The organism is Burkholderia sp. AU33803, from assembly GCF_002223095.1.
GTDB lineage: Bacteria > Pseudomonadota > Gammaproteobacteria > Burkholderiales > Burkholderiaceae > Burkholderia.
In genome coordinates this window covers 1,368,328-1,387,384 of record NZ_NKFJ01000006.1, presented here as the reverse complement: position 1 = coordinate 1,387,384, position 19,057 = coordinate 1,368,328, and the positions used below count along the sequence as shown (strand labels likewise).

The window sequence follows — 19,057 nt, the reverse complement described above, 5'->3', positions numbered from 1 at the left end:
CCTGCCCGCGTGGTCGATGCTGGCAACGGCCGCAGGCGCCGTTCGGGAACCGCGCGACCTCCCGGTCGACGGCGGCGACTGGATCACAGCGCCGGTGCCCGGCACGGTCGCGCAGGCGCTCGCGGTGGCCGGACGGCTCGACGAAGCTGCAACCCTCGACGAGCGCGACCACTGGTACCGGATCGAACTGCGCGGGCGCGGGCCGCGCATCCTGCGCTTTCACGGCCTCGCGACGCTCGCGCAAGCGTGGCTCGACGACACGCCGATCCTCCAATCCGACAGCATGTTCGTCGCGCACGACGTGCCGGTATCGCTCGACGGCACCCACCGGCTGACCCTCTGTTTCCGCGCGCTCGCGCCGCACCTGCGCGACGCGCGCGCACCGCGCCGCGCGCGCTGGCGCACGCGGCTCGCCGAGCCGGCCGGGCTGCGCACGATCCGCACGTCGCTGTTCGGGCACATGCCAGGCTGGTTTCCGCCGTATGTGCCCACCGGCCCGTGGCGGCCCGTCGACGTGCTCGATCCGGCCGACGGACCGGTTCTGGCCGACGGCAAACTGCAGGCGCGCGTCGAAGGCGACACGGGCTGGCTCGATGCGGAACTGACGTTCGCCGCGCCGCTGCCCGATACGTTCGCAGCGCGGCTGTCGTGCGGCGAACATCATGCGACGCTCGAACGTGACGGCGCCGACCGGCTGCGTACGCACGTCGCGATACCGAACGTGCGTCGCTGGTGGCCGCATACGCACGGCGAACCGGCGCTCTACGACGTTGTGCTGCATATCGGCGATGCGCGCCGGCCGCTCGGCTCGACCGGTTTCCGCACGATCGAGATCGATTCCGGCGCCGACGGCAAGGGTTTCGGACTGCGCATCAACGGCGTGCCCGTGTTCGCGCGCGGCGCATGCTGGAGCAGCGCCGCGCCGCTCGCGCTACACGCGGACGACGCGACCTACGGCCGCCTGCTCGGGCTCGCACGCGACGCCGGCTTCAACATGATCCGCGTCGGCGGCACGATGACCTACGAGGCCGACGCGTTCCACGCGGGGTGCGACCGGCTCGGGCTGCTGGTCTGGCAGGACTTCGGTTTCGCGAACTTCGATTACGCGCTCGACGATCCCGCGTTCGCGGCCAACGTCGATCGCGAAGCGACCCAGTTCCTGTCGCGTCACGGCGCTTCGCCGTCGCTGGCGGTGCTGTGCGGCGGCAGCGAGATCGCGCAACAGGCCGCGATGTCGGGGCTCGGGCCGAAGCAGCGCTTCCTCGAACTGACGGCCGACCGGCTGGCCGGCCACGCGGCCGCGCTTCGTCCCGATGTCCCGTACGTGCCCGATTCGCCCGACGGCGGCGTACTGCCGTTCACGCCGCGCGAGCGCGTGTCGCACTACTACGGCGTCGGTGCGTACCTGCGTCCGCTCGACGACGCGCGCCGCGCGGACGTGCGCTTTGCGAGCGAATGCCTCGCGTTCGCGAACGTGCCGTGCGATGCGACACTCGCCGGACTCGGCTGGCCCGGCATGCACGAGCCGCGCTGGAAAGCGGCCGTGCCGCGCGACCCCGGCACGTCGTGGGATTTCGACGATATCCGCGACCACTATTTGCAGACGCTGTACGACGTTGTGCCGGACCGGCTGCGACGCGAGGATCCGTCGCGCTATGTCGAGCTGTCGCGTGCGGTGGTCGCGGACGTGATGCGCGAGACGTTTTCCGAATGGCGCCGCACCGGCTCGCGTTGCGCCGGCGCACTCGTGTGGCAGTTCCAGGACGTGATGCCGGGCGCCGGATGGGGCGTGATCGACGCCGCCCACCGGCCGAAATCGGCATGGTATGCGCTGCGCCAGGTGCTGCAGCCGATCCAGGTACTCCTCGTCGACGAAGGGCTGAACGGGCTCGACGTGCACGTCGTCAACGAGCGCCCGGCGCCGCTGTCGGCGTCAATCGAGCTGGTCGCGCTGCGCGACGGCCGTACGCCGGTCGCGCGGGCCGGCTGTCCGGTGCGGATCGCCGCGCACGACACGGTGCGGCTCGGCTCGGCCGAGTTGCTCGGCCGCTTCTTCGACTGGACCTATGCATACCGTTTTGGCCCGTGCGAACACGATACGGTCGTCGCGACCCTGCGTGCCGACGACGGCGCGCTGCTGTCGCAGGCGTTCCATTTTGTGTCGCGCACGCATCCGGCCGTGCTGGCGCGTCGCGAACTCGGGATCGAGGCATGCGTGTCGCGCACCGGCGAGACCTGGCACGTCGACGTCGACACGCGACACGTCGCGCGCCATGTACAGATCGACGCGCCGGGTTTCATGCCAGGCGACGACTGGTTCCATCTCGCGCCCGGCACGCCGGCGCGCATCGCGCTCGTTCCATTGCGCATCGACGGGAAGCCTGTGGCGGCCCACGACAGCGCCGCGCCCGCGGTGGAAATCCGCGCCGTGAACGCCGCGCGCGCGGTGCGAGCCACGCAGGCCGGCTGACACGACGCGCTCGCGGCCGCCGCGAGCGTCGTGCCGCCCCGGATCAATCGGACGAGCCCGTCCCGCGCGGCCGCTCGATACCGTACGCTTCCATCCAGCGATACAGCGTCGCGCGCGACACGCCGAGTTCGCGCGCCGAAGCGGCAACGCGCCCGCGCGTTCGCAGCAACGCGGTTTCGATCGCCTCGCGCTCGATCGACTTGCGGATGTCGGCCACCGACGGCGACGCCGCATCGAGACAGTATTCGAGCTCGAGGTCGCGCGCTGTGATCAGGCGCCCCTCCGTCATCACGACCGCACGGCGCACGCGGTTGATCAGTTCGCGGACATTGCCCGGCCAGTCGTGCTTGTAGAGCGCGGTAATCGCATCCGTCGAGAACCCGCGCACGCGATGGCGCGCATCGCCGCGGAAGCGTTCGAGCATGTGATGCGCGAGCAGTTCGATGTCCTTGCCGCGCGCGCGCAGCGGCGGCTGGTCGATGCGCATCACGCACAGACGGTGGAACAGGTCGGCACGAAAGCGTCCTTCTTCCATCGCATCGCGCAGGTCGACGTGCGTCGCCGATACGATCCGGACATCGACCGGCACCGGTTCGCTGCCGCCAAGACGGTGGATCGAGCGTTCCTGCAGAAACCGCAGCAGGCTCGCCTGGCTCTCGTGCGGCAGGTCGCCGATCTCGTCGAGCAGCAGTGTGCCGCCGTTCGCGGCTTCGACGTAGCCGATCTTGCGCGCGTTCGCGCCGGTAAACGCGCCGCGCTCATAGCCGAACAGTTCCGATTGCAGCAGATGCGGCGGAATCGCGCCGCAGTTGACCGCGACGAACGGGCCGTTGCGCCGCGCCGAATGACGATGGATCGCGACGGCCGTGAGTTCCTTGCCGGTTCCCGTTTCGCCGAACACGAACACCGGCGCGTCGGTGCGGGCGAAACGACGCACCGTATCGAACAGCCGCAGCATCGCGCTGCAGGTGCCGACGATGCCCTTTTCCTCCGATTCGAGCTGTTCGCGATCGCGCGCGAACAGGCATTCCATGCCGTAGGCATGGCCGACCGTATCGGCGATCCGCTGATGCGACGCCGGCAACGTCACGTAGTCGAAGCAGTAGTCGCGCAACAGCGCGCGCACGTTCGGCGAGGTGGTCTGACCGACATCCACGAGCGCCACCCAGACGACATCGCGCATCGACGCGCAGGTCGACGCGATGCTGCCGATCGCATCGGCATGGCCGCCGCTCAGGTCGAGAATGCCGCAGGTAATTTCGCCGGACGTGTCGCGCAGCTCGCTCGCATGCGCGACGACCGACACCTTCCAGTCGCGGCGCGACAATTCCTTTCGCAGCATCACGGACGGCGATTGCGTCCAGTAAATCAGCGGACGCTGCCCGTTACTGCTCCCCACGCCGGCGCTCTTATCGCGCGTTATTGGCATATTCATAACAAACCATCATTTTCTGCACTCCGCGAACCGTTCGCGTGCGCGGCGGCAGGCGGCGCATGGCCGCCTTTCCGCGCTGCGTTTCCGCAGCCTTGGCGAAGATCGAAACTGCACACGGCGAGAACCCCCGGAGATCGAGCCGGATATCATCCCGTCTCGTTGTCATCGAACTCGAACGGAACACGCGGCTACGGGAGCCACGACATTCCGGCTTTGAAGCAACCCGCCGCCAGGCGGGGCACGTCGGCAAACAAAAAACCGTCCGCATGGGCATCGCGTCGTACACGACAATCGCGCCGATGCCGAACCGGAGGGCCGCCAAACCGCGCCCGGATTGACTACCCCATTTCATTCGCACCTGAATTTACACCCCGTTTCGGGCCGGTTTTGTTAGCAAAAGATAAACCTGAATCAAGCCGTTACGGCGCAGGCCGTTCCGCACCGCCCCCTTTTTGAACACTGAGATTTGATTATCTATGACCTTTCCCGTCAATCAGTGGCAAATACTACTTTTCCGCAAGATTGATACCGTCGATTACCCGCAATTACCGTCGAAATCTCGTCAAAGTGGCGGCACCGTTTCCCTCGCACCACATAATCGCGCGCGCCCCCGGATAACCCCATCCCATTGCGCCGGCGCGAGGGCCGTCCCGCCGTTACACGTCGTAATCACGCCGTAATCAACGGCATCGCGCCACGCCGGCGCTTTTCGCGAATCGCCGCCGACGAGTTTGAAATTCGCGGGGCCGGCACGCGCGTCTCGCGGCGCAGCATGATGGCCATTCCCACGCGACCGGACACCCCCGCGGTTCGACCGGATGCAGGCCCAACGGCAGGTCGCGTCGGCCGTGAATGCGGTCGGCCGCGTGCCGACGATGCGGTACGCGAGCGGCCCGTCGTCGGCAAGCGCAATCGTCGGTCCCGCGCCCCGCCGGCTCGTTCGCGGGCGATGCTGGCCAGTCGCGCTTCATTGCAGCCCGCCACGATGAATCAATTATGAAAAGGCAGCGGCCCCGACGATGTGTGCTGTCGCACATAGCAACGCTCGCCTGTCGCGCACACCGCTCCATCGCACGCGCCGGACTTGCGAATCCGGAGCGTGAGTACGCTTTCGAACAGACCGCCGGAGCGCGCATCCGGATGATGAAGATCGCCACGCCGTACGGAACGATCGCGTCCGTGCAGCGCGGCATGCCGAAGGCATCACGCGAGGACAGCATCATGGAATGGCATTGTTGTGAATTCGAACATCTGAGCGCCGTCGATCTCTATGCAATCCTGCGCGCGCGCAACGCCGTGCTGGTGGTCGAAGACGCCCACACGCATCTCGACATCGACGGCAAGGACGCGGGCGCGCTGCACGTCTATGCGAGCGCGAGCGACGGCGACACGACGGAAGTCGCGGCCTATGCGCGCATCCTGCCCGGCGACGACATCGATCCGGACGTCATGATCGACAAGGTGCTGACGAGCGAAAGCTGCCGCGATGACGAGACGCTCGAGCGTTTGATCGGGCGCGCACTCACCGCCGCGCAGGCCGCATGGCCGGACACCGCGGTGCGCATGCACGTCCCCGCGCCGCGTCAGGCGTTCTACAAACGGTTCGGATTCCGCAAGGCCTACGGTCCGTATCTCGAACAAGGGGCGCCGTTCGTCGGCCTGATCCGGCCGGCCGACCGTACGGCCGGTGCGCTGCGTCACCTGCTGTCGCGCGCGGTTTCGTTCTCGCGCGACGACGATACGCGCGCCGACGGCCGCCCTCACACCCGGCTGCCCGCCGATACCGGAGCGAACCGATGACCCGCGCCCTTCACCCGGTTCCCGAACCCGATCTGCCGAATATCCTGCCGGTGATTCTCGCCGGCGGTTCCGGCACGCGGCTGTGGCCGCTGTCGCGCGAGCAGTATCCGAAGCAGCTGATCGAGCTGGTCTCGAACGAGTCGCCGCTGTCGGCGACGGCGCGCCGCCTGAACGGCATCGCGAACGCGTCGCTCGGCGACACGCTGCTACTCGTATGCGGCGAACAACATCGCTTCATGAGCGCCGAGCAGGTACACGGCCGCTCGGCGCCCGCCCGCATCCTGCTGGAGCCCACGGCCCGCAACACGGCGCCCGCGCTGACGCTGGCCGCGCTCGATGCGAACGCGCTCGCGAACGATCCTGTCCTCGCCGTGATGCCGGCCGATCACGTGATCGCGGATGTCGCCGCGTTCCAGGACGCGGTCGCACGCGCGGCGCGTTATGCGCAGGAAGGCGCGATCGTCACGCTTGGCGTGCTGCCGCGCCGCGCGGAGACGGGCTACGGCTACATCCAGGTCGGCGAGCCGCGCTCGGGCCGCCACGGCAGCCACGGCGGCTACGCGATCGGACGCTTCGTCGAAAAACCCGATGCGACACTCGCCGAGCGCTACCTGCAATCGGGCGACTACTGGTGGAACAGCGGAATCTTCGTCACGCGCGCATCGGTCTGGCTGAAAGCGATCGGTGCACTCGCGCCGGACATCCATTCCGCCTGCGACAACGCGTGGCGCGCGGGCGTCGCCGACGATCCGTTCTTCCGGGTCGATGCGGCCGCCTTCGATGCGTGCCCATCGGATTCGATCGACTATGCGGTGATGGAGCGCCTCGCGGAACACACCGAACTCGGCATCGAAGGCATTGTGGTGCCGCTCGCGGCCGGATGGTCGGACGTCGGCACGTGGGACGCGATCTGGGAAATCATGCCGAAGGACGATCACGGCAACGTCGCGCGCGGCACGATCGTCTTCGAGGATACGCAGGACAGCCTCGTGCGTTCGGAAGGCCGCCTCGTCGCGTGCGTCGGGATGAAGGACGTCGTCGTGATCGAGACGGCCGATGCGGTGCTGGTCGCGAACAAGCACGACGTGCAGCGCGTGAAGAACATCGTCGCGCGCCTGAAGAGCGACCGGCGCCCGCAGGCGAGCGAGCACCGCAAGGTGCAGCGGCCGTGGGGCCATTACGATTCGATCGATCTCGGCGAGCGCTTCCAGGTGAAGCGGATTGTGGTCGAACCCGGCAAGCAGCTGTCGCTGCAGATGCACTATCACCGCGCCGAGCACTGGATCGTCGTGCGCGGCACCGCGAAGGTGACGCGCGGCACCGAGACGTTCCTGCTGTGCGAGAACGAATCGACCTACATCGCCGTCGGCGAAGTGCATCGGCTCGAGAATCCCGGCCGGATTCCGCTCGAAATCATCGAGGTTCAATCGGGCAACTATCTCGGCGAGGACGACATCGTGCGGTTCGAGGATCAGTACGGGCGGGCAGTCGTCGGGACCGCGCCGCCGCCCCCGTCGCTCGCCTCGCGCGAGCCGGACGAGGAAGCCGCGGAACGCGACGTCATCCGGTAAGTGCGTGCGGTTCGCGACGGCATGTGTGAAGCCAACACCCGCCGCCGCGCGAACAACGGGCGGCCGCCTGTTCGTCGCCTGGCGCCGCCGGCCGCCGGCCCACGCAACACATGATCAGTGGAGGCCGGCTTGCGGCCAGCGCGGCCGCCTGAGGGACTCGCGCACGCGCGGCAACACCGACGTATCCGCGCCGATCGCGTCGCCTGCCGCCGACAGCGGCTGAAGCGCGGCGCCCGCACATGGCGTGCCCTTCGCCTGCTGTCCCGATGCCCCCACCTGCCGGCCGGCCGCGCAATCGTGCGCAGGGTCGATCCGGACCGGCATTCCGCCGATCCCCGACAGTTGATTGTCCGCGAGCCGCACGCCCGACACGTTTCCCCACAGGCGAATGCCGTCGAATCGCGCATGCGACACGCGATTGCCGATCACGGTCACGCGCGACACCGAACCCGACCACGTGCTGACCTCGATCGCCGCCTGCTGCGTGACCGGGCGAGCATCGGCCCGATCCGTCGCCGTCTGGATATCCGCGATCGAATTACCCTCGATGCGGATGTCGGACGAGCCGGCGGTGCGATTGCTGTCTTCCTGGGCGACCAGAATCCCGGAGCTCACCTGTACGTTGCGCACGACGTTGTTCGAGATCGTGACCTCCGCACCGCCGACCACCGTGATGCCCCGCCCCCACGGATTGCCCTCCAGCGAGTTGCCGGTAATCAGCACGTTGCGCGTCAGCACGCCTTCCGCCTGGTAACTCACCACGGCGATCATGTCGTCGCCGGTGCCGCGCACGACGTTGCCCTGCACCAGCACGTTGCGCGAGCCGTGCGTCATGTGAATACCGTCCGCCAGCGTCGACAGCACCTCGTTGCCGACGATCGCGACGTCCGCGCCGCCGAACACGAAGATCCCGCCTCCCGCGCCGCCGTCGATGACGTTGTCGAGCACCTGCACACCGCGCCCCGTCACCTCGACCTTCGACGACTCCGGCGTCGTGAGGCGTGTCGTGCCGGTTCCGGTGAGCCTGAAGCCGACGAGCGTCGTACCGTCCCCGCTCATCTCGATCGTCTGGTCGCCGGGGGTGGTCGCGATCAGCGTCGCGCCGTAGCCCGACAACACCACATGCCGCTGCCGCACGACCAGCGACCGGCCGACCACATACCGGCCCGGCGCGAACACCAGTCGCTGGCCCGGCTGCAACGCGTCCAGCGCACGTTGCAGCATGTCGGCCTGATCGGCCGCGTCCGCAGCGGGACGAACGACCGCATCCGGTACAGTCGCATGAGGCGCACCAGGCGCGGACGTGCCGGATGCCGCCGCGGCACCGCCCGGCCACGCCAGCCCGCCTGCCGCGCACATGGCGGCGAGCGCTGCGCGCGCGAGAAACGTGCCACGTGATCTACGCATATCGAGTCGACTCCCTGGAATGACTTCGAACGTGCCGGCCCGCGCATCTGAATCGCTGCATGCCGACCGAGTTGTCCTCCGACGATACCGTCGATTGGACCATTCGAACCCGCCGCGCTTCAGTGCGTCAACAGACCAATACATCCCGCCTGCGCGGCGTATCGGGTATCCGGCTTGCCGTTGACGCTTCATCGCGCTTTCGCTGAAGCGGATCGCGGAACGGTAGGCTCGCGAACCGAATGCCGATCGACGATGCGTATCATGGCCGCCATGCGACGCAACCGTGCTCCGGGGCACCGCACCCTGCGCGCCGGGCACCCGGATCGTCCGCACGTCGCTCGTCCAGAATCCGTTCATGACCACCCTGACCATCGCAATCTGCAACTACAACCACGGCGCGTACCTGCGCGAAGCGATCGATTCGGCGCTCGCACAGAGCGCGCCCAGCATCCGCGTGCTGGTCGTCGACGACGGTTCCACCGACGATTCGCGCGACATCATTCGCTCGTACGGCGAGCGCGTGACGGCGGTGTTCCAGGAGAATCGCGGTCAGGTCGCCGCGTACAACCGCGCGATCGAGCATCTCACGACGCGCTACGTGATCCTGCTCGACGCCGACGACCTGCTCTATGCCGACGCGGCGGCCCGCGTGCTGGCCGCGTTCGCATCCGGCGACTTCGTGAAGGTGCATTTCCGGCTCGACGTGATCGCGCGGGACGGTGCGATGACCGGGGCCAGCGTACCGCAGTCGGCCGTCGACACCGATTGCGGCCGCATGTTGCGCGCGGGCTGGCTGTACCCGTCGCCGCCCGCATCGGGCAACGCGTATCGGGTCGACGCGCTCAAGCGCATCTTTCCGGTGCCGGTCACCCCGGACAATCTTCATGGTGCGGATTTCTACGCGATCTACGGTATCGCGTTGCTCGGCGCCGTGCACATGATCGATGCGACGCTCGGCGGCTATCGCGTCCACCAGCAGCCGGGGACGCGTCCGTCCGCCGACACGCTGGCGCTTGCGCTCACCAATTCCGAAGACGCCGCGACGGGCGCGCTGAAAGCCGAACGCCGGTGGGCGACGCTGCGCATGCTCGCCGCCACGCGGCTGCACGAAGCATTGCCGATCGCGCCGCTCGACTTCGCGATCGAGAAGGCCCGCTTCGCCAGCACGCTCTATCACGCCCCGCTCGTGCGGCGCTGGCGCTGGTTCCTGTGCGAATCCGGACGCTACTGGCAAACCGTGCTGCGCAACCCGTTCTGGGGCGTTACCAAGAAAGCGGCCGTAGCCGGGCTGTCGCTCGCGTGCTTGCTGCCGTCGGCAACGCTCAGCAACCGCGCGATTCGCTATATCTCCAATCCGCTCGCACGCGTGCGCAAGTCATCCGGCCGTCACGCCGACGCGCGATAGCGTCGCCGAATCGCGCATTCGGTAAGCCATCGCACCCAGTGGGTCGCGCATGCGCTGCACAATGATCCGGACCAGTGGATTCACGCGCACTGACCGGACTTCGTCGTTGTCCCGGCTCCAGCCGTCGTAGTCGAACGCCGGTTTCGATGTTCGGAGGCGTCGCGCCCGCACGTATGACGCGGCATGGATTCCTCGCGCTTCATCGTGTCCGGCGCTCCTGCGGCAACGTCGACTCGACCTTCCAGCGGCGGAAACCATCACGCTGCCTCGTCGGCGCCAACCCGCGACTGTGACAGCAGGATCCAATGGCCGCGACTGCGATGCATTTATCAATCAGGAATGCATAGTTTCACGAACCGGATATCGAGACCGCAAGATTCGCAGGCGACTCATCGTCACGACGTGCGATGAATTTGCGAGCGAATCGCTGGACCCACAGATGACCCAACAAAAGATCGTTCATATCGCCGAAGCATTCGGTGGCGGCGTGCTTTCGATGCTGACCCATCTCGCCAACCATGCCGCAGCGACCGGCGTCGACGTGACGGTTCTGCACTCGATCCGATCGGAAACCCCGACCGATTTTTCGACGCTGTTCCTGCCCGGCGTGAAGCTCGTGTACGTCGACATGGCGCGCGAGGTGAGCGTCAAACAGGATCTACGCAGCGTGCGTGCGCTGGTCCGGAACCTGCGCGACTGCAAGCCGACCGCGATTCACCTGCACTCGTCGAAGGCCGGCGTGCTGGGGCGAATCGCCGCCCGGATCGCCACTCCGAACGCGAAGGTGCTCTACTCGCCGCACGGACTCTCGTTCCTGCGTCGCGACGTGTCGCGCATGAAGCAGTACGCCTATCTGAGCTTCGAACGCATCGCGGCGCACATCGGCGGCACCATCGTCGCGTGCTCGGGCAGCGAGCTCGCCGAGATCAGGGGAAAGGTCCGGGCAAAATCGACGGTCCTGGTGGAAAACGGTGTCGATGTGGCGGAGATCCCGCCGCGTCGAATGCGCGACGATCGCAAAGTCGTCATCGGGATGAGCGGTCGGGCGTCGTACCAGAAGAATCATCACGCATTCGTGCGACTCGCCGACATGCTGCACGACACGGACGTCGAGTTTCTCTGGATCGGCGGCAACGCGGCCGAGATTCCGGATCCCGGCCAACGCGGAGCCGTCGTCTGCAGCGGCTGGATACCCCGCGCACGTGCGCTCGCGCTGACCTCGGAGCTGGACATCTACGTCCAGACTTCCCGCTGGGAAGGCATGCCGGTCGCGCTGATCGAAGCGCAGGTCGCCGGCATACCGGCCGTGGTGACGGACGTCGTGGGCAATCGCGACGTGGTGATTCACGGCGTGACCGGCTACGTCGCGTCGAACGCCGCCGAGATGGCCACGTATCTGACGACGCTGCGCGACGACCGGCAGCTTCGCGAGCAAATGGGCGCCGCAGCGCGAAAACGGGCGATTCAGCGGTTTTCGATGAACGCGATTTTCCGGCAGTGGAATGCGCTCTACGGACTCGATACCGAGGAGCCGCGTGTCGACACGCGCGACTTCAAGCCGGTCGCACCGGATCACGTCAAAGCCTGATTCCGAATTCGATATCTTCTTGTTGACATGATCACTTTCAATAAACCGAAGCAACTCGTCTATAACGGCCGCTTCACCACGCAGAAGACGACCGGCGTGCAGCGTGTCGCGCGCGAGCTGATCGCCGCATTGATCAAGTTTCAGCCGCAGGATCCGGTGACCGTGCTGGTGCCTCCGCAGCCCGGCGTCGAAGTCAGCGGCGCCAGGACGGTCAAGGTCGGCTTTTACAAGGGCGTGGTCTGGGAGCAGTTGGTGCTCCCGTTGTTCGCTCGCCGGGGCCGCATCGTCAATCTCAGCAATTCGGCATCCGTTTTCATCGGCAACCAGATCATCTACATGCACGATGCGGCGGTGTTCGACACGCCCGCACATTTCTCACGCCCGTTTCGCGTGTGGTACCGGATCATGTTCTGGATCCTCGCGCGCACTTCCGTCTGCGTGCTGACCAACTCCTATTTCTCACGGGATCGCCTCGCGCATCACTGCGGCGTGCCCGCGGAGAAGATCAGCGTCGTGCCGCTCGGTGCGGATCATCTCGATGCGCTGGAAGCGGACACGAGCGTGCTCGACAAGCATGCGCTGACGCCCGGCCGCTTCGTGCTAGCGGTCAGCAGCATGAATCCGACCAAGAACTTCGGGCGGCTGATCGCGGCTTTCCGGCAGATCGACGATCCGTCGGTCGATCTCGTCATCGTCGGCATGCAGAACACCACCGTATTCGGCAAGCAGGATCCACTGTCGGCCGCCGAACCGAACATCAAGTACGTCGGCTACATCAGCGACGAGCAATTGAAGGCGCTGTATCAGAACGCGGCATGCTTCCTTTACCCGTCGATCTACGAAGGCTTCGGCATACCGCCTCTCGAGGCGATGCGCTGCGGCTGTCCGGCGGTCGTCGGCAAATCGGCCGCGCTGCCGGAAGTCTGTGCCGATGCGGCCCTGTACTGCGATCCGTATTCCCAGGACGACATCGCACGGCAATTGCGGACCCTGCTCGATTCGGCCGAGCTCAGGGCCGAGCTCAAACGCAAGGGAAGCCTGCACGCGGAGAAATATCGCTGGCGCCGAAGCGCCGAGATGATGACGGAGATCTTCGACGGGCTGTAAGCGCGATTCCCGAAATCCCGCATTCCCGCATGTCGGCGCCGCAACGACGCCGGCATGCGCTGCGCGCTGCGCCGGACGCCGGCATGCGCTGCGCGCTGCGCCGGTTACCCGGCGTTGACTGGGTTGCCGGTCGCGGCCCGGTGATTTCCGAACATGCGCTTGCCCAGATACGACCTGATCGGTTCCTCAACGAATTTCGCCAGGATGGCGGCGGACACGATCGAAAGAAACGCGGCGAGCATCGCGGTTCGGACAATGTGGATGTCGGCCTGTGGCGCATACGCGAACACCAGCCTTCCGATCGGATAGTGCACGCAATAAAGCGGATACGAGATCCAGCCGAGGAACGCGCTGAGCCTTGCAATCGCCTTGCCGCTGGGCGCGAGCGTGGCCCCCCGGTAAACCAGTGCGGGCGCGACGAACAGCAGGATCGCCACTGAATAGATCCCCTTGATCGACGACGGAAACGCGACGACCGCCATGAAAACGACAAACAGCATGTAGTCGTTCTTCACCAGCCCGCCGATGAACCAATGCGACTTCGCCGGAAGATTCGCGTCGTACATCTTGCCGATCGCGATTCCCAACAAGAACCCGTAGCCCACCCTGAAGAAGCCGCCGAAGAAGTTATCCGCCGCCCAGCCCTGGCTCATCAGGATCGCCAGCTTGTCGTTATCGAGACTGGCGAGGAAACCGTATACGAGGAATGCGACGAGACAGGCGTAGGCCCATCTCGACAGATTGCGCGCGCTCATCCTGATTGCCACGATCAGGACGACGCTCGCGAACATCTCGAAGAACAGCGACCAGGCAGGCGGGTTCAGCGGGAATACGCCGGGATCATTGATGGACGGCAAGCTGTGATTCGCCGCACCGACGAAACCTGACACCGAAAAGCGACCGAGGTACGGAACGAGAAAAAGATTCTGGCCGGTGGCGGCCACCAGGTTGCCCGTCGAGAACCGCGCGGACGAATTGGCCTGCATGACGATAAGGCTGGCGAAGCCGATCGCGAACCCGATGAGAATCATCGGGTACAGGCGTATCAACCGGCGCTTCAGATACTCGCCACGCCATGCGTCCTGGCGCAGCCGTTCACCGTAAGAGTACGCAAGAATGAATCCGCTCAACATGAAAAACATGTCGACGGAAAGATAGGCACCCTGCAGGATCGTGCTCGATAGTTCCTGCAGGAAATGCATGAACATCACGCTGATGGCAGCGATGCCTCGCAAGCCGTCCAGGATTTCGAACTTCTGCTTGTGACTGGCCATGAAAGTGACTGGCTCCGGGAAATATCGATCTTGCAGGTTCGGCACGCGTCGGCGCGCACTTGCACGGGTCCGGCAACCTGCCCCCTGCGATCGCCGTACCACCGACGCGGATCAGAAAGTCTTGTAGACGATGTCCGGCGCGGGCGAATCGGAAATGACCAGCACCAGCACGGTCACGACCGCCAATACCGTGCACCACGAGGTACGGACGTAACGCGACAGGAACAGTCCGGCCATGCCGCCTTGCGTCATACGCGCGTATCCCGCGTTGAGCACGGCAAGCGTCACCGTCGCGCCGACGAATACCACCAGCCACACGAGCGCGACGAGTACCGGGCCGAGCGTGGTCGCGATGGCCTGGATTTCGCTCCAGGTCGACCAGAACCACAACAGGCTGAACGCGAAAAACGTGAACGTCAGCCCGCGCGCGCAATGGGTGTAGAGCGGCGTGTTGCACAGCGCGACGTACCGTTTCTTGCCAAGCCATTGGGTCATGCGGATCTGATACAGCTTGTTGACGCTGACGCCCCCGCCCTGCAAGACACCGAAGAACAGGAACATCGACGTCTGCCCGTGCCAGGCGCCGACCAGGAAGAACGTCACGAAGAACGCGACGACACCCAGATACGGCTCCAGTGAACGCGACGGAAAGCGACGCATGAGTGCCATCAGCAGCGGGTTGTAGACGTAGGTCTTGAGCCAGCCGGAGAGCGTGATGTGCCAGCGGCTCCAGAATCCGATGAAGTTGGTCGACGAGAACGGCCGGTCGAAATTCTCCGGCAGCGAGATCCCGAAAAAGCGCGCGACACCGACGACCGTGTCCGTGTAGCCGGAGAAGTTGAAATACAGGTAGACCGGGTAGATCGCAGCGATCGTCAGCCCGGTCAGAATGCGCTCGCCGAGCGGTTGCGCCGGCGATAGTTGCGCAAGCGCCTGATGATGGACGTGCGACAGCGCCACCGACACGATCGCCACCTTGAAGAATCCCACGATGACACGCTCGAGCGCGACGCCGTAGTCGATGGCATCCGGCCCCGGCCGCTCGTTCGTCTGCGTCACGCTGTAATCCTGAAAGCGTTGAATCGGCCCCGATACGATCGACGTGAAGTTGAGCACGTAATTCAGATACACCACCGGTGTCACGCGAACCGGCAGGCCCGGACTGCGAGCGTCGATGATGAGGTGGAGCATCCGGAAAAAGATGTAGGACACGCCGATCGTCACGTAAGGGTGCGACAGCAGCAACGCGGACGGCACGAACGTATAGCGTTTGAGCCAGAAGAACAGCGCGATCACGATCGCGAGGATCGGGGCGAACGCCGCCAGCCACTGCTTCGTCTGCATGCCCCGGACGCTCAGATAGCCGACGAGCAGGAATGCGGCGAACGGAATCCACGCGACCGGATCGCGGGAAAACGTGGCCAGGAACAGCAGGTTGACGACGAGAAATACCGTGTTTTGCCAGGTCAGCGAGCGAGACAGGTTGAAGATCAGCGCGGCAACGGCCGCGAAGGCGAAGAACTGGAAGGATGGAATATTCATCGGGCGGCCTGGATACCGTTCGAAACGATGGCGGCGGCCTGCGCCGCCAGATTCAATGTGATCCGCATGCCGACAACGCGGGCGAACCGCCGGTGGTAAGCGCCGTCACCATGCTTTGCGCGACAACGCGCGCGCCGGCGGCGTTCAGATGGTTGTCGACCGGATAGTAGTAATCGGCCGGGTTCGCCGACTGCTTCAGGCTCGAGGCCAGGTCGATGTAGCGCATGCCGTGCTTCGCGGCGATTTCGGCCATCGCGCGATCGAGCGCCCACGGATCGATCCCGCTCGGCAGCGCTTTCGCGGCCAGGAGCCCCGCCTGCGTGCGCTGCGGAATCAGCATCAGCGCCACCGGCACGCCCGTCGCGCGAAACCTGTCCGCGACCGTGGCGGCCACTTTGTCGAACGTCTCGAGCCGCTCGCGCCAGGCGGTCGAAAATGGCGGGCGAAGGAAATCGGCCTTGTCGCCGTATTTCAGATACATCGGCACCTGAATGTCCGGATTTTCGAACATGTAGTGCTGTGCGACGGCAATGGCACGGCTCCCGCTCAGCCAGCCCTTGACACGCGCCATCAGGTCGCTGCGCGGTTCCGGCGCTGCGGTGGCCGCGGGCGCATCCGCGACGTCGGGCAAGTTGATCTTTTCCAGATCGAACGGAGCAACCGTGAGTACCGCTGCATCCGGCTGCAAGGCGAGCGCCGGCCCGATCCGGTTCAGCACCTTGCGGAACGGCAGTTCGTAGACACCGAGATTCTGGACCTCGACCGGCGCGCCGCACATCCTGCTCAAATCCTGTTCCGCCAGCGCCGCGAACGACTGGTCATACGGGAGGCTCGTGCCTTCGGCAAACGACGTGCCGAGCAACGCCACGCGGCGCGTACCGGCCGGCTTCGGCCCGCAATCCTCGGTCGAGCGGAACCCGCACGCGTTGTAGTGGTAAGCGATCCACGGCGTTTCCGGGGTCTTGACCGTCATCGTGCAATTCGGAACGTTGCGCATGCCCTCCGCCGCATCGGCTACACGACATTCGCCCCCGTGCGTTCCCGCGCTCCAGATCGCCCTCGTCACGCATTCGGCGGCGACGAACAGGCAGATCACCGTCGCCACGACGATCAACGGCAGTAGTACATAGTCCCGGCGCGGCAGCCGGCGAGAAACCGCGACGTCATTCGTCTCGCGAAACGACGTGAGTGGTACGGTGTTTTTCATGGTTCAGGCGGCAGCCATCGTATCGAAACCCGCCCGCGTCACGGCGAAGTGACCGGGCGCGATCTCGCGGTCGCTGGCCATTTCCCAGACCGTCGTGCCGTCCGGCTCTTCACGCACGGCTTCGAAACCGAGCTTCGCATAGTGATCCTTGACCAGCGCATTGCGGTCGGTCGGGACATAACGCCCGATCACGCGCGTGACATCGCGCTGGCGCGCATGCTGCAGCACTTCGCGCAACACCATCTGCTCGACCTGGCGCCCGAGCACGCGGCAGCTCATCAACCACGAATCGATCTGCCAGGTATTCGACGCATGTTCGTCGGGCCGGCAAATCACGACCGAGATCATGCCGTTGTCGCCGAACGTATCCGTCAGCCGAACCTGCAGCGTAAAAACTCGCCCGTCGCCTTCGAGCGCCTGGACCTCCGCGTCGGTATAGCGGCGCGTCGTCAAATTGAACTGGTTCGACTTGTTGATCAACTGAACGATGCGTGCCCGCCCGGTATCGTCGAACGGTGCGAAATCGATCTTCATGTCGAGCGAACGCAAGTACGCATCCATGTCGCCGGCCTGACTGCGTAGCGCCACGCGGCGCGCATTGTCCTGGTACATGTCCGCGCGCTTCCGATCTTCCGGCAAGAATGCGAGAGACTCGAAATAGCCCGCGGCGGCCAGGGTTCGCGCGTACAGCGACGGATCATCGGGCAACTCGGGAACGGCGACTTCGGGCAACGTCGTACGAACCAGATTCCGCTCGACCGGATTGTCGTCGAGGAACACCATCGCATCGATACCGAGCGACAGTTCGTCGGCAATCGCGCGAATATTGGTCGCCTTGTCGTTCCAGTTGGCCTGGAACACCGCAAAGTGTTGCTCGCGCAACAGCATTTCAGGGTGTTTTTGAAACGGCAGACGCGCCGTGTCGTCATTGTTCTTCGACGACACCGCGAGCACGATGCCGCGCGCTCTCAGCGAGAGCGCGAGCTGCTGCACCGCGAGATGGGCTTCGCCGACCGCATCGCCCTGCGCCACCTTGATGCCTTCGAGCAAGTCGTCGCCGATCACCCCGCCCCACAGGGTATTGTCGAGATCGAGTACCAGCACGCGTCGGCTCTTGCCGCGCGCCGCGCCGAGCAGCCGGCCCACATGATCCGCATACAGCGGCACGTAGTCGCCGGCAAACGGATACTTGGCCAGATTCCATTGCGCGGGCGAATGCCAGTTCGCGAGTCCGACCGTCCCCGCGACATGCGCAACGTCGAACAGGATGTCGTTCGATTCCGCCACCCGCTGCGCGAGTGCTCGATTGAAACGTTCGACGAGATTGAGCGGCGTGCCGGCAATCAGTGCATCCCGGTTGCCGAACAGCGTGTCGGACGGCGGCGCGAGCGTCTGGACGATCGACAGCGCGTTGCCGTGCTGCCTGAAGCCGGCGCGCAGTGCATCGATCTGGTCCAGCGCCGCGGCCACGCCGTGCTGCGCCGCTTCCTCGTCGCCCGGTTGTGCGTTCAGCGGCAACCCGCGGTAGTCCAGGGCCACCAGCACGGCATCGACTTGCGCGCGATTGATCGTCGAATCGGGCGCCAGGGCTTCCTGCATGACCTGCCCGTAGTGTCCCGACACGATCTCCAGCGCAACGCCATGACGCGCGGCGCTGGCGACGAGCGGCAACACGAGATGATCGAGCGTGCCGTTGCCGACCAACCCGAGCCGGAACGGCGTAAGCGGTGCAAGCGTACGCCCCGCGCGCTGCAAGGCAACGATCGCGCGCCCCAGCTTGATCAACTGATTTTCGCCGAGCGCGCAGCTGGCCAGTTGGCGTATGCGACTGCCCAGTCCGGCACCCGGATCATCGTGGATCGATTCGCCGAGCTCGCGGCAGCGCGCGGAGAAATCGTCAGGCGGGCGCGGCAACCAGGCCAGCGCAGTGTACAAATCATCTTTCATCGGGCGGCGCTCTCGGCGAAGCGGGTTCTGGACGGGAAATGCGGGCCGACGCGCGTCATGCGACGTGGCGCTTGCTGATCAGGTCTGCAAATTCACCGACGTTCTTCAGGCCGGAAATATCGGCGGCGGCAAGCTTGATTCCGAACGCGCGCTCGACGCTCAGAACCAGACGGATATGCGACAGGCTGTCCCAGCCGTCGACGTCGGCGGCGGTCAGTTGAGGCGTTGCCACCAGCTCGTCGTCGTCGAATACGTCCCGCAACACATCGGTCAACTTGGCATAGACGGCAGATTGGCTCACGGC

General features: G+C 65.5%; 13 protein-coding genes. 6 read left to right on the top strand and 7 right to left on the bottom strand.

All coding sequences use genetic code 11. From position 1 onward, the window contains the following. Positions 1–16 precede the first annotated feature (16 nt). Positions 17–2,470: a glycoside hydrolase family 2 protein gene (locus tag CFB41_RS23485; protein WP_256941147.1), complete on the top strand. Its 2,454-nt coding sequence runs from the start codon at positions 17–19 to the stop codon at positions 2,468–2,470. A gap of 43 nt (positions 2,471–2,513) precedes the next feature. Here CFB41_RS23485 and CFB41_RS23480 read toward each other — a convergent pair whose 3' ends face one another. Further along, a complete protein-coding gene (locus CFB41_RS23480; protein WP_179243726.1) occupies positions 2,514–3,905 on the bottom strand; it encodes a sigma-54 dependent transcriptional regulator in 1,392 nt (463 codons plus the stop codon). Between the two features lie 1,221 nt (positions 3,906–5,126). Here CFB41_RS23480 and CFB41_RS23475 point away from each other — a divergent pair. Together CFB41_RS23475 and CFB41_RS23470 are read left to right on the top strand one after the other, a co-directional pair. Then, on the top strand, positions 5,127–5,705 hold the full coding sequence (locus CFB41_RS23475) for a drug:proton antiporter (RefSeq protein WP_089458970.1): 579 nt from the start codon (positions 5,127–5,129) through the stop codon (positions 5,703–5,705). Then, positions 5,702–7,276 carry a mannose-1-phosphate guanylyltransferase/mannose-6-phosphate isomerase gene (locus CFB41_RS23470; RefSeq protein ID WP_089458059.1) on the top strand — a complete coding sequence of 525 codons (1,575 nt, stop codon included), beginning with the start codon at positions 5,702–5,704 and terminating at the stop codon, positions 7,274–7,276. Before CFB41_RS23475 ends, CFB41_RS23470 begins: the two co-directional genes overlap by 4 nt. 114 nt (positions 7,277–7,390) lie before the next feature. Here CFB41_RS23470 and CFB41_RS23465 read toward each other — a convergent pair whose 3' ends face one another. Beyond that, entirely contained in the window at positions 7,391–8,683 is a 1,293-nt protein-coding gene (locus tag CFB41_RS23465; protein ID WP_089458058.1) for a right-handed parallel beta-helix repeat-containing protein, read from the bottom strand. Between the two features lie 355 nt (positions 8,684–9,038). Between CFB41_RS23465 and CFB41_RS23460 the strand changes: the two genes are divergently transcribed. From CFB41_RS23460 to CFB41_RS23450, 3 genes are all read left to right on the top strand, one after another. Continuing rightward, complete coding sequence (locus CFB41_RS23460; RefSeq protein ID WP_089458969.1) at positions 9,039–10,088, top strand: glycosyltransferase family 2 protein; 1,050 nt, start codon at positions 9,039–9,041, stop codon at positions 10,086–10,088. 439 nt (positions 10,089–10,527) lie between these two features. Then, the gene (locus tag CFB41_RS23455; protein ID WP_089458057.1) at positions 10,528–11,676 is read left to right on the top strand and encodes a glycosyltransferase; all 1,149 of its coding nucleotides are present in this window, start codon (positions 10,528–10,530) and stop codon (positions 11,674–11,676) included. A 27-nt stretch (positions 11,677–11,703) separates the two neighbouring features. Beyond that, entirely contained in the window at positions 11,704–12,783 is a 1,080-nt protein-coding gene (locus CFB41_RS23450) for a glycosyltransferase family 1 protein (protein ID WP_089458056.1), read from the top strand. Between the two features lie 104 nt (positions 12,784–12,887). Here CFB41_RS23450 and CFB41_RS23445 read toward each other — a convergent pair whose 3' ends face one another. The 5 genes from CFB41_RS23445 to CFB41_RS23425 form a co-directional block, all read right to left on the bottom strand. After that, positions 12,888–14,057 carry an acyltransferase gene (locus CFB41_RS23445; protein ID WP_089458055.1) on the bottom strand — a complete coding sequence of 390 codons (1,170 nt, stop codon included), beginning with the start codon at positions 14,055–14,057 and terminating at the stop codon, positions 12,888–12,890. A 111-nt stretch (positions 14,058–14,168) separates the two neighbouring features. Then, positions 14,169–15,599: an MBOAT family O-acyltransferase gene (locus CFB41_RS23440; protein ID WP_089458054.1), complete on the bottom strand. Its 1,431-nt coding sequence runs from the start codon at positions 15,597–15,599 to the stop codon at positions 14,169–14,171. A 52-nt stretch (positions 15,600–15,651) separates the two neighbouring features. Beyond that, positions 15,652–16,572, bottom strand: coding sequence for an SGNH/GDSL hydrolase family protein (locus CFB41_RS23435; RefSeq protein ID WP_179250141.1), 921 nt, complete (start codon positions 16,570–16,572; stop codon positions 15,652–15,654). 237 nt (positions 16,573–16,809) lie between these two features. Then, positions 16,810–18,753 (bottom strand): HAD family hydrolase, encoded by a 1,944-nt coding sequence (locus CFB41_RS23430; RefSeq protein WP_089458052.1) that lies wholly within the window; start codon positions 18,751–18,753, stop codon positions 16,810–16,812. 55 nt (positions 18,754–18,808) lie between these two features. Next, a complete protein-coding gene (locus CFB41_RS23425; RefSeq protein ID WP_089458051.1) occupies positions 18,809–19,054 on the bottom strand; it encodes an acyl carrier protein in 246 nt (81 codons plus the stop codon). Between the last annotated feature and the right edge of the window lie 3 nt (positions 19,055–19,057).

Excerpts from the sequence above, each read along its gene's own strand:
- CFB41_RS23485 (WP_256941147.1), top strand. The coding sequence starts at position 17 with ATGCTGGCAACGGCCGCAGGCGCCGTTCGGGAACCGCGCGACCTCCCG.
- CFB41_RS23480 (WP_179243726.1), bottom strand. The coding sequence starts at position 3,905 with ATGAATATGCCAATAACGCGCGATAAGAGCGCCGGCGTGGGGAGCAGT.
- CFB41_RS23475 (WP_089458970.1), top strand. The coding sequence starts at position 5,127 with ATGGAATGGCATTGTTGTGAATTCGAACATCTGAGCGCCGTCGATCTC.
- CFB41_RS23470 (WP_089458059.1), top strand. The coding sequence starts at position 5,702 with ATGACCCGCGCCCTTCACCCGGTTCCCGAACCCGATCTGCCGAATATC.
- CFB41_RS23465 (WP_089458058.1), bottom strand. The coding sequence starts at position 8,683 with ATGCGTAGATCACGTGGCACGTTTCTCGCGCGCGCAGCGCTCGCCGCC.
- CFB41_RS23460 (WP_089458969.1), top strand. The coding sequence starts at position 9,039 with ATGACCACCCTGACCATCGCAATCTGCAACTACAACCACGGCGCGTAC.
- CFB41_RS23455 (WP_089458057.1), top strand. The coding sequence starts at position 10,528 with ATGACCCAACAAAAGATCGTTCATATCGCCGAAGCATTCGGTGGCGGC.
- CFB41_RS23450 (WP_089458056.1), top strand. The coding sequence starts at position 11,704 with ATGATCACTTTCAATAAACCGAAGCAACTCGTCTATAACGGCCGCTTC.
- CFB41_RS23445 (WP_089458055.1), bottom strand. The coding sequence starts at position 14,057 with ATGGCCAGTCACAAGCAGAAGTTCGAAATCCTGGACGGCTTGCGAGGC.
- CFB41_RS23440 (WP_089458054.1), bottom strand. The coding sequence starts at position 15,599 with ATGAATATTCCATCCTTCCAGTTCTTCGCCTTCGCGGCCGTTGCCGCG.
- CFB41_RS23435 (WP_179250141.1), bottom strand. The coding sequence starts at position 16,572 with ATGACGGTCAAGACCCCGGAAACGCCGTGGATCGCTTACCACTACAAC.
- CFB41_RS23430 (WP_089458052.1), bottom strand. The coding sequence starts at position 18,753 with ATGAAAGATGATTTGTACACTGCGCTGGCCTGGTTGCCGCGCCCGCCT.